Source organism: Paenibacillus guangzhouensis, from assembly GCF_009363075.1.
GTDB lineage: Bacteria > Bacillota > Bacilli > Paenibacillales > Paenibacillaceae > Paenibacillus_K > Paenibacillus_K guangzhouensis.
Window position 1 is genome coordinate 867661 of the sequence record NZ_CP045293.1, and the last position, 10880, is coordinate 878540.

Sequence of the window (10880 nt, forward strand, 5' to 3'; positions counted from 1 at the left end):
CCTCCTATGTTAAGTAAAAGATTGCGATTTGCGTTCGGTCTCGTAAGGATAGTTTGCTAAGGATGTCTGAAATATAATTTTTCACGGTGCCTTCGCTTAGGAAAAGTGTCTGTGCAATTTCCTTGTTGGATTTGCCGGCGGCAATGAGCTCTACAATCTGCTGCTCCGCCTTCGACAGCTGGTGCTGCGCAAGCTTCGTGCTGCGGTCAAGCGCCGGCGGATTCGGTTTCGGTTCGCTTACGAGCGTCGCGAGTTTCCTCGCAATATCCGGATGAATAAGCAGGTCGCCACGATGAACGGTTCGAATGCCTTCCATAATCCGCTCTGGAGGGATATTCTTGAGCAGATAACCGCCTGCCCCATGACGAATGGCCTCCACAATATAATCATCATCATCGAATGTCGTTAAGATGAGTACAGCAACATGAGGCGCATGCGCCTTGATCAGCTTCGTTCCTTGCACTCCATCGCATTCTGGCATACGGATATCCATCAGTACCAGCTCAACTTCGGGATGGGCCTGGACGAACGCGAGCGCCTCATTTCCATTCGCGCAGGTACCGACGACTTCAAGATCCTGCTGCAAGTCAAGGATCATCTTCAAGCTCTCCCGGATGAACGCATCGTCATCCACGAGGAGGATTCGAATCATAGTATTGCTCCTTCCGATAAGCTTCTTTCTTTAGGATAATGCGGGAGAATGGTCATAATGCTGAATTGATCCGTGCAAGACCATTGCAATTGTCCGCCGATTAAGTGGACCCTCTCTTCCATGCCCCTTAGACCAATGCCTTTCTGAAGCTGCTCTGAATCGGGCACACGGCCATTGTTGCTGATTCTCATCAGGATTTGGTCCGAATCATAGCGTAGTAGAATGTGAACCTCGGTTGCACCTCCATGACGAAGCGCATTCGTGACGGCTTCCTGTGCATTGCGGTAGAGGACATATTCGATGCTAGGATAGAGCGCGTAAGGCATACCTTCCACCTGATGTTCCATAGCAATCCCGAAAGATTCACGAGTTGATTGAATCAAGTGATCCAGCGAATATTGCTGAGAATCTTGAATAGGCGGCGCAATGCGTCGTACGGTCCGGCGAAGCGTCTCCATGGAATCGCTCATTTGATCACGAACCTGTTCGAGCATGGCAATCGCTTGATCTGGCTTCGTCTTGTAGATTTGTAGAATGGCTTCTGTCATCATCTTCTGCCGGATAAGCCGGTGCCCGAGGTCGTCATGAATGTCTTTGGAGATCCGATTCCGCTCCTCAAGCTGAGCGAATTGCTCGACCTGCTTCGCATACTGGACAAGTCGCGTTCGCGCCTCGCTTAATTCCATGTGACTTAAGCTTAATTGATCGTATAGCGATTCCGCTTCATGCTTCTGAACTGAAGTAATTCGGATGCTGATCAATAGCAGTGCCGTGAGCAAGAAGGCGACATTGGCGACGAACACCATCATGCTAGCCTGATGCACGAGCGCGAGGTTATATCCGATGAGCAGGAGAAGGCTTCCAGCGATTTGGTGGTTCAGATTCTTCCAAGGTGATGAAGGCTCGAACAATGCGACTAACGGAGATAGCAGCATTAAGAACATGATGCCTTGATAGTGAAGGCTGATATAGATGCAGAGTGCCACTTCAGCTGTGAACAGGATAAACGCAAATGGCTGAAACTGCAGCAACCTCACACGAGCCACCAGCAGCGTCATGAGGGTGAATGCGACATAAACAGCAGGTGAACCGATATCTCCCCACCAAATCGTTCCGATGGCCGGAATGACAAGGAGGAGATGACGTACCCAGGATAAAATGGCGAACATAATGGCACACCTTTCGTCCAAAATCATGAAAATAGTATACCATACCGAGCCATTACGGTCATGAGATGACTTTCGTCACCTTCATTTCATGACCAATCGGACGTGTGCTGTTGCGAGATATTTCCTACAATGAGTACATACCACATAACGGTGAAGGAACGGAAGGGGATACGGGCGATGAGTTTTATTGAATTGAATCAAGTATTAAAACGTTATGATACGAAGGTATCAGTAAATCATTTAAGCCTCAAAATCGAGAAGGGTGAAGTATTCGGCTTACTCGGACCGAACGGAGCGGGCAAGAGCACGACGATCCATATGCTGACTGGTCTCTTGCCTTATGATCAAGGCGAAATTCTGATCGATGGACGATCAGTTCACAAGCATACGTTAGATATCAAGAAGAAGATCGGGCTTGTACCGCAAGACTTAGCGATCTACGAGGCGCTTACGGCGCGGGAGAATGTTACTTTCTTTGGCCGATTGTACGGACTTCGGGGCAAGCTGCTGCGGGAGCGGGTCGATGAAGCACTGGATTTCGTAGGGTTGAAGGATCGTGCGAGCGATAAGCCTGGGGCATACTCGGGCGGGATGAAGCGCAGATTGAATATCGCTTGTGCCATCATGCACCATCCGGAGCTTATCATCATGGATGAACCGACGGTAGGGATTGATCCACAATCGCGCAATCACATCATGGAGTCGATTCGGAAGCTAAATGCCATGGGATCAACGATCATATACACGAGTCATTATATGGAAGAGGTTGAAGCGATTAGTACTAGGGTCGGGATTATGGATCACGGCAAATTGATTGCATGCGGTACGAAGGAAGAATTGCTTGAACAACTTGGACGTGATGAGAAAATGTTCATTACCGTGGATACCTTGCGGGATCCCGCTCTCGCTGAGCTTCGCAGGCACCCGCATATTCTGAGTGTCGAAGTTCAGGAGAATGAACTGGAGATCTTGCTGAAGCCAACGGATACCGTATTCCAAGATATACTATTCATTTTGTCGAATCATCAGATTAAGCCAATTTCGTTCAAGCGTGTTGAACCGAATTTGGAGGCGCTATTCTTATCGTTAACTGGACGTACCTTGCGTGACTAAGGGGGGAGGATCATATGCGTAACATATTGACTGTCATGAAACTGGAACTGCTTCAAATTTCGCGGATGCGAAGCGTTCTTCTTATCTTGTTCGTCTTGCCATTGTTATTGATCTTCGTGTTAGGATCTGCACTGTCGAGTCAATTCTCTGCGAGTGAATACAAGCCTGAGCAAGTAAAGCTTGCGGTGTATAACCAAGATGCAGGCATGATGAAGACGATCTTGCAGCAATTTTTCCAATCGACGAAGACGCAAGAGATCTTAGAAATAACGAATGTGGATTCTGAGGTGGCATTGAAGAATCTTATCAAAACAAATGAGGCAGATGGAGGGCTTATCATTCCAGCCGCATTCTCGCAAGAGATCATGGGCGGTCGTACAGCAGATTGGACGTACGTCGCAGGGCCTAGCGCGAGCAAGAATGATATGGCACGAATGATGCTGCAAACTTTTACAGATCAGGCAACACAAACGCAAGCTGCAGCCATCGTTCTTGGGAAGAATTCCATTGCGGATGGACAGCATCAAGTCGGTATACCAACGAATCATGCTAGCAAGGTCGCGGAATCGGCAAGTGCAGTGAAGATCGGCAAGCTGCAGGATAATCTCTACGAAGCGAGCTCCTTCCAGTATTATTCTTGCACGATGCTCATTATGTTCTTGTTGTTCGGGGGGATGTCAGCAGCGATTAGCCTGCTGCAGGAAGTGGAGAACAAGACGTTTCAACGAATGATTGCCGCGCCAGTACCTGTCTCTCACGTGCTCTTGGGCAAACTACTCGGCTCTACGATCCAGTCGATCATACAAGGTGCGATTATTATCGGATTTACGGGCCTCGTATACGGTGTAGATTGGGGAACGCACCTCTTAGGGGTAGGTCTGACCGCGTTCTTCACGATCATTGCATCAATTTGTCTTGCCACGATTCTTGCGGGTATTCTGAAGAGCAGTAAGGCAGTGGAATCAATCTACTCAACCATTGTATTTGTCATGACCTTTCTAAGCGGCGGCATGATTGTATTCGTCGGGGGAGAACTCGAAGGCGCTGGGAAATTCACTTTGAATTATTGGGCTAATGGCAGTGTTTTTCGATTCATGATGGGTGTGGATGTGGGTACGGCATGGAATTTATTAATCGTATTGATGGGCATCGCCGCTGTGCTGCTTGTACTGGCAGTAGGTTTCTCAAGAAGGGTAGGGAGCATTTATGAATAGCCTAATCATTGCTGGATCTTTCATTCGTCGTATGCTTGGCAATCGAAAAGCACTACTCAGTCGGATTATCATCCCCGTTGCTGTCATCTCCGCCATTATTGGAGTCACTGCGTCGATGGGGGCTGAGAATATACGTATTATCTATTACAATGCGGACCAAGGACAGCTCGGGAAGCATATGGCGACCGGATTGCAAGGCAAACAAGGCTTCACGGTCGAAGCAGTTGACAGCATAGAAGAAGTAAAGCGTCAGATCGTTGCGCATCAGGCGAGTGGGGCTCTCGTGATTCCGCGGGACTTCTCTGCAGTCTTAATGGAAGGCAAGCAGCCTGAGGTAGAATTATTTGAACTTACGCAGACGAAGTCAACTGTCATGCTGCACCAATATAGCGATGCTGAGATCACTCGCGTGCAGCAGGCTATCGTTCAGACGAGAGCGGCAGATACGGCGAAGGGGCAAGATCATCAAGCATTGCTCGAACAACTGCTTGCTCAGCAAGAACAATCTGCGATCAAGACGAACGTAGATCCTGGACACTATAATTCGAATCCGTACTTTAATTCGATTATCGGATTCATGCTCATGTTCCTCTTAATGATGAGCAGCGGCGGTATCCATATTATTATGGAAGACCGGGTGAACCGAACCATGCAGCGGGTCTTTAGTGCTCCAGTGCACACTTGGGAGATCACCTTAGGGAATTTCCTCGGGAATGCGGCGATCGGTACGATTCAGATTACGGTCACTTTACTCTTTACACGGTATGTGATCGGGTATGAATACAATGGCATTCCCGTATGGGCGCTATTCCTTGTGCTCGAATGCTTCTTGCTCGCAGCGATAGGTATGTCCAGTGCAATCGCTGGAACGGTTCGGGATACGAGGAGTTTGGGGCAAGTGAACAATATTCTAGTAACGCCTACATGCATGATTGGGGGTTGCTTCTGGCCGATCGCGATTATGCCGGATTTTATGCAGAAGATTGCGAATTTCGTACCGCAGAAATGGGCGATTGACGCGGCGATGAAGCTTGCTGATGGAGAGAAACTAACGACCATTGCATCGAATTTAGGAATATTGCTGCTATTTGCCGTTCTTTTGCTATCGATCGGGGCGTCGATCCTCCGGCCCGCGCAGAAAGCTTTATAGACGAGAAAGTCCCTTTCGAGGGGCTTTTTCTTTTTATGAAGAATCAGGCTTGAAAATAGTCAATAAACCAAGTTACCGAAACATAAAATAACGTATAAGATATGGTAAATCCATAAGTTGTCAACATTTTTAGATGGAGATTAGGCTTGGCTGGAGGATTCAATCACATGAAGGGAGGAATTGCCGTGAACAAGAGCTACGAAGTGGAGTATTGCAATTTGGAGCTGCGGTTTGATCGAAGAACAATCCAGAATTTGATTCGCGATTTGATTCATGAAGGCTACTCCTTATATTGGAGTGAGAATGAATCATTATTTATCATTTCCGTGCGTACAGGTCGTAAGCTGGTCAAACTACGTTTCCAGCGAATACAGAATCGTTATAAAATTGTCGGCAACTACACCATTAAAGACGAGAAGTTATCAGAGTTTATGGAGCGCCTGATTGGGGATACCCGAGGGCATGCGGTTGTGAAGCGGTTTAAGGATCGACAAATTTTGATTGAGAGCATTTTATTTGGGGAGTTAATTCTGCTTGTCGAGGTATCCGGTGTGGATCATCGGATTATTTTCCAGAAGCGGCCGCTTGTCACGACCGAGGAAATGATTCGTGCCTTCCAATCGACACGAGCGGAAGACCGCATTGGCGTATTGCGCATGGAGCTTGATTATGAGCTGTCGAATTTGTATGAAGCGCTGGAGCGGGAAGATGATGCATGTGTGCAGCAGTGCAAAGAAAAATTGCTTGTTTTACGCAGCGAAATGCTGCAGCTTGAATGCTAGTAGGGGTTGTATGTTCTCCAGACACCTCACGGCTGTTGGGGTGTTTTTGGTGTGTGATGGAGTTAGGGGTTCACTTCTGCATATAAAAAGAGTAAAATAGGTATATTGAGAAAATCTACATATACAAAGGAAAAGGGTGGAAAACCAAATGTCGAAACAGCAAATCGGGGTTATTGGTTTGGCGGTAATGGGGAAAAACCTCGCGCTAAACATTGAGAGCAGAGGGTTTACGGTCTCCGTGTACAATCGTTCAAGAGAGAAAACAGACGATCTTGTACAAGAGGCGCAAGGCAAAAACTTATTCGGTACATACTCCATTGAAGAGTTCGTACAATCGCTTGAAACTCCTCGCAAAATTTTGATCATGGTACAAGCTGGTAAGGCGACCGATGCTACGATCGAACAGCTTCTTCCGCACTTGGATCAAGGGGACATCATCATCGATGGCGGTAATGCTTACTTCCCTGATACCGTTCGTCGCAGCAAAGAGCTCGAAGACAAAGGCTTCCGGTTCATTGGTACAGGCGTATCCGGTGGTGAGGAAGGCGCATTGAAAGGTCCTTCGATCATGCCAGGCGGACAGGAAAGCGCTTATCAATTGGTTGAGCCAATTCTTACAGCGATCTCCGCAAAAGTAAACGGCGACCCTTGCTGTACGTATATCGGACCAGATGGTGCTGGACATTATGTAAAAATGGTTCACAACGGCATCGAGTACGGCGATATGCAATTGATCTGTGAAGCGTATGATCTTCTCAAGAACGTTCTTCACGTTAGCGCTGAAGAATTGCATGAAATCTTCACAGAGTGGAATAAAGGCGAACTTGACAGCTATCTGATCGAGATAACGGCAGATATCTTCTCTAAATATGATCCAGAAACGAAAAAACCTATGGTTGACGTGATTCTTGATTCTGCAGGTCAAAAAGGTACAGGAAAATGGACAAGCCAAAGCGCGCTTGACCTCGGCGTTCCGCTCTCCATGATTACGGAATCCGTGTTCTCCCGTTTCTTGTCTGCAATGAAAGAGGAACGTGTTCAAGCTTCCAAAGTGCTTAACGGTCCAAAAGTATCGGCATTCGACGGCGATCGCGCTGCATTCATCGAAGCTGTTCGCAAAGCATTGTTCACAAGTAAAATCGTATCGTACGCACAAGGCTTCGCTCAAATGCGCGCAGCTTCCGACGAATACGGTTGGGATTTGAAATACGGCAACATCGCAATGATCTTCCGCGGCGGATGCATTATTCGTTCCCGTTTCTTGCAGAACATCAAAGATGCTTATGATCGTGATGCTAATCTTCCGAACTTGCTCCTTGATCCATACTTCAAGGATATCGTAGAGAACTATCAGGATGCATGGAGACAAGTTGTTTCGGCAGCTGTAGCGAACGGCGTTCCTGTACCAGGCATGTCCAGCGCGCTTGCTTACTATGACAGTTATCGTACAGAAAGACTTCCAGCGAACTTATTGCAAGCACAACGCGATTACTTCGGTGCGCACACATTCAAACGTGTGGATATGGAAGGAACATTCCACTTCAACTGGATGGATTAATATCGGACCGGCTCTCCTGTTCTTGAGGATACAGCCCGTGTACGGCTTCCAATAAGAGCTGGCGGAGTCGGTTAATTTCCTGATCATGCCCTGTACGGCGATGCGTGAGCAACATGGCGGCTTCAGCGAAATATTGGAAATTCTCTAAAAGGCGTGGTTGTGATAGATCCAATAATCGTGGGTCTTTATCAGCCACCCTTTTTTTAATGAATTCTAGCACGTAAATAATGTCATCCTTGCATAATGAGTGATTCGGATCAAAGATTCGATCGAGGCGTTGGGTTACATTGTGTTTGTTCGATGTCTCCAGCTGCATGAAATGGCTCACTCCTATCTCCAAATTAGCGAAAAAAAGGCTATTAACATCTTTACGATGAAAAACCCTTTTTTATACGTTTAGAATCGATAAATTTCCAGGGATATTTATATGTTCTTTTCCGGGTTTCAAATGTAATCTTTCCTTAAGTGTGGTATGATATGGGAAGTTTCGCTCACAGAAGAATCGCTACTCGAGGTGAAAACTGTTGGAACATGTCAAAAAACGTAATCTTATTCTTATTGGTTTTATGGGTACAGGTAAATCATCTGTAGGGAAAATGCTTGCTGAGATGATGAATTATACGTTCGTTGATACGGATTCATATATCGAATCGAAGGCAGGGAGTTCAATTCCTGAAATATTCGCTTCAAGCGGCGAGGAAGTGTTTCGTCAATTGGAGCAGGAAGCGATTCAGGAAATCTTGCAGGGCGATGGACAAGTTGTATCGACTGGCGGCGGATGCGTCCTTCGTGAATCGAATCGAGTTGCCATGTTAGCCGGCGGACAAGTGATTGCGCTAACGGCCGATGCGGACAGCATTATTGCTCGTGTGTCGCAGGATCCGAATCGACCGTTATTGCAAGGAAATGTGGAAGAACGTGTTCATACGTTATTAGAACAACGCAAGGATGTATATCGATTTGCCGATTTGACGATCGATACGACCGATTTGACAGTGGATACGATCGTCGGGATCATTCTAGGCCATCATCGATAAGACGGATTGGCTTAGAGTTCGTTCCAAGCGAGCATGCCGCCTTCCATGTTCTTCAGCCCTTCAAGGCCGAGCTGCGTCAGATATTCGCAAGCACGTTCGCTGCGGTATCCACTGCGGCAGATCATAATAATTTCACCTGTCTGCTGAATCTCTTCGATCCGATCAGGGATTTGACCGAGTGGAATATGAACGGCGCCAGGAATCATGCCTTGTGCGACTTCTTCAGGCTCGCGCACATCTATCATATTTAATGATTCACCGCGTTCCAGTCTTGCTTTTATTTCCTCGGGTTGAATTTGTACAATGTTCATTAGGTAGTCCCCCATTATTTTTCATTCTGACGTAAGATCTTATATTGGATCTAGATGTATGAACAATCTGAACCTTATTTTAACATATATTATTGAAGGAGTGAATCAAGGTGGATGTGATTGTAACCCCAACTTCGAGGCTTGAAGGAGAGATTCAAGCCCTATCTTCCAAAAACTATACGACGCGCTACTTGCTCGTTGCAGCGCTCGCGAACGGGACCAGTACGATCCATTTCCCTGCCCATAGTGAAGACAGTGATGCGATGCGTCGTTGTATCCGCGATCTAGGTGCTGTAATTGAAGAGGATGAGACCAAGATTGTCATTACAGGCTTCGGCAATCGCCCTGCGCATGTTCGTGAACTGAATGTTGGCAACGCAGGCGCTGTCTTGCGCTTCTTAATGGCAATTGCATCATTATGTCCTGAAGTGACATTTGTTAATACGTATCCAGATTCACTTGGCAAACGTCCGCATCATGATCTAATTGATTCTCTGCAACAGATGGGTGTTGAAGTCGAACATCAAGAGGGCAAGCTTCCGATTACGATTCGCGGCGGTCAGCCAAAAGGCGGTAAAATTACTGTATCAGGCAATGTCAGCTCGCAATTCTTAAGCGCTTTGTTGTTCCTTACGCCGATGCTGGAGGAAGATAGTGAAATCGAAGTCTTGGATGATCTGAAATCGAAGGTTGTCGTTGGACAGACGCTGGAAGTGCTGGAGCAGGCGGGGATTGTAATTCATGCGAGTGACGACTTGATGCATTACAAAGTACCTGGCCGCCAGCAATACCAGGCCAAAGAATATATCGTTCAAGGGGATTATCCAGGATCTGCCGCTGTACTTGCTGCTGCCGCTGTGACGAATTCCGATGTAAAAATTCATCGTTTAGCAGAGAATAGTAAGCAGGGCGAACGTGCGATTGTCGATGTGCTCCGCATGATGGAAGTACCGCTCACACATGAGAATGGAATTGTTCATGTGCAAGGAAACCAACAATTAAAAGCACTGGAGTTCGATGGGGATGCCGCTACGGATGCGGTGCTGGCGATGGTCGCAGCTGCCGTCTTCGCCGAAGGCACATCCAGATTCTATAACGTTGAGAATTTGCGTTATAAGGAATGTGATCGGATTACGGATTATTTGAATGAGCTTCGCAAAGCAGGGGCAAATGTCGAAGAGCGTCAGGCTGAGATTATCGTCCATGGCCGTCCTGAAGGAGTAGAAGGCGGAGTCGAGATTAATGCGCATTACGACCATCGCGTAATTATGGCGTTGTCGGTCGTTGGATTGCGCGCGAAGGCGCCGCTTCGGATCAAAGATGCCCATCACGTGGCGAAATCGTATCCGATCTTCTTCGATCATATGAGATCCATCGGTGCTCAAATCGAGTGGGTATAAGTCTTATAGCTCAAAATGAATTATAATTTCCGGAGGTGCTAGGAAAAATGGCATATCAGAACCCAAGTCAAGAAGAAATTCGTGAAATACTCCGCAGTTCGAAGGTCATTGCCGTCGTTGGATTGTCAGAGAAGCCGGATCGAACTTCCTACCTGGTATCGGAAGCGATGCAGCGCAGAGGCTATCGGATTATTCCGGTAAATCCCGTCGTGGCAGGTACGAAGATTCTTGGCGAGACATGCTATGCATCATTGAAGGATATCCCTGAACAGGTGGATATCGTAAACGTATTCCGTAGAAGCGAATTCTGTGAGCCGGTAGCTGAAGAAGCTGTTGCGATCGGCGCAAAGACGCTCTGGCTCCAACAAGGTATTATGAATATTAGTGCAGCGAACATTGCTGCGAAGGGCGGCCTGAAAGTTGTAATGGACGTCTGTATTAAAGTCGCTGACGCGGTGTTGTTACCCGGCGGCCAATAACAACGGAATCGGGAC

The 10880-nt window shown here is 47.2% G+C and carries 12 protein-coding genes; 8 read left to right on the plus strand and 4 right to left on the minus strand.

The genetic code is table 11. The features are described from left to right. Positions 1–4 precede the first annotated feature (4 nt). Both GCU39_RS03675 and GCU39_RS03680 read right to left on the minus strand, forming a co-directional pair. Positions 5–652, minus strand: coding sequence for a response regulator transcription factor (locus GCU39_RS03675; RefSeq protein ID WP_152392267.1), 648 nt, complete (start codon positions 650–652; stop codon positions 5–7). Continuing rightward, positions 649–1821 carry a sensor histidine kinase gene (locus GCU39_RS03680; protein ID WP_193726757.1) on the minus strand — a complete coding sequence of 391 codons (1173 nt, stop codon included), beginning with the start codon at positions 1819–1821 and terminating at the stop codon, positions 649–651. Before GCU39_RS03680 ends, GCU39_RS03675 begins: the two co-directional genes overlap by 4 nt. Before the next feature lie 177 nt (positions 1822–1998). On the opposite strand from GCU39_RS03680, the gene GCU39_RS03685 reads away from it, so the two are divergent. The 5 genes from GCU39_RS03685 (at position 1999) to gndA (ending at position 7638) form a co-directional block, all read left to right on the plus strand. Continuing rightward, a complete protein-coding gene (locus tag GCU39_RS03685; protein ID WP_152392269.1) occupies positions 1999–2934 on the plus strand; it encodes an ABC transporter ATP-binding protein in 936 nt (311 codons plus the stop codon). Positions 2935–2948: 14 nt separating this feature from the next. Beyond that, on the plus strand, positions 2949–4148 hold the full coding sequence (locus GCU39_RS03690) for an ABC transporter permease (RefSeq protein WP_152392270.1): 1200 nt from the start codon (positions 2949–2951) through the stop codon (positions 4146–4148). Beyond that, positions 4141–5298: an ABC transporter permease gene (locus GCU39_RS03695; protein WP_152392271.1), complete on the plus strand. Its 1158-nt coding sequence runs from the start codon at positions 4141–4143 to the stop codon at positions 5296–5298. The genes GCU39_RS03690 and GCU39_RS03695 overlap by 8 nt, the downstream gene beginning before the upstream one ends. 185 nt (positions 5299–5483) lie before the next feature. Beyond that, entirely contained in the window at positions 5484–6080 is a 597-nt protein-coding gene (locus GCU39_RS03700; protein WP_152397072.1) for a hypothetical protein, read from the plus strand. A 148-nt stretch (positions 6081–6228) separates the two neighbouring features. After that, the gene (gndA, locus tag GCU39_RS03705; protein WP_152392272.1) at positions 6229–7638 is read left to right on the plus strand and encodes an NADP-dependent phosphogluconate dehydrogenase; all 1410 of its coding nucleotides are present in this window, start codon (positions 6229–6231) and stop codon (positions 7636–7638) included. On the opposite strand, the gene GCU39_RS03710 is transcribed toward gndA, so the two are convergent. Then, positions 7622–7954 carry a hypothetical protein gene (locus GCU39_RS03710; protein WP_152392273.1) on the minus strand — a complete coding sequence of 111 codons (333 nt, stop codon included), beginning with the start codon at positions 7952–7954 and terminating at the stop codon, positions 7622–7624. The genes gndA and GCU39_RS03710 overlap by 17 nt on opposite strands. Before the next feature lie 208 nt (positions 7955–8162). On the opposite strand from GCU39_RS03710, the gene GCU39_RS03715 reads away from it, so the two are divergent. Beyond that, positions 8163–8675, plus strand: coding sequence for a shikimate kinase (locus GCU39_RS03715; RefSeq protein WP_227793432.1), 513 nt, complete (start codon positions 8163–8165; stop codon positions 8673–8675). A gap of 11 nt (positions 8676–8686) precedes the next feature. Here the strand turns inward: GCU39_RS03715 and GCU39_RS03720 are convergent, their stop codons facing one another. Next, positions 8687–8986, minus strand: coding sequence for a rhodanese-like domain-containing protein (locus GCU39_RS03720; RefSeq protein WP_152392274.1), 300 nt, complete (start codon positions 8984–8986; stop codon positions 8687–8689). Positions 8987–9096: 110 nt separating this feature from the next. On the opposite strand from GCU39_RS03720, the gene aroA reads away from it, so the two are divergent. Both aroA and GCU39_RS03730 read left to right on the plus strand, forming a co-directional pair. Continuing rightward, entirely contained in the window at positions 9097–10386 is a 1290-nt protein-coding gene (gene aroA, locus GCU39_RS03725; RefSeq protein WP_152392275.1) for a 3-phosphoshikimate 1-carboxyvinyltransferase, read from the plus strand. A gap of 47 nt (positions 10387–10433) precedes the next feature. Beyond that, complete coding sequence (locus GCU39_RS03730) at positions 10434–10865, plus strand: CoA-binding protein (RefSeq protein ID WP_152392276.1); 432 nt, start codon at positions 10434–10436, stop codon at positions 10863–10865. The last annotated feature ends 15 nt before the right edge of the window (positions 10866–10880 follow it).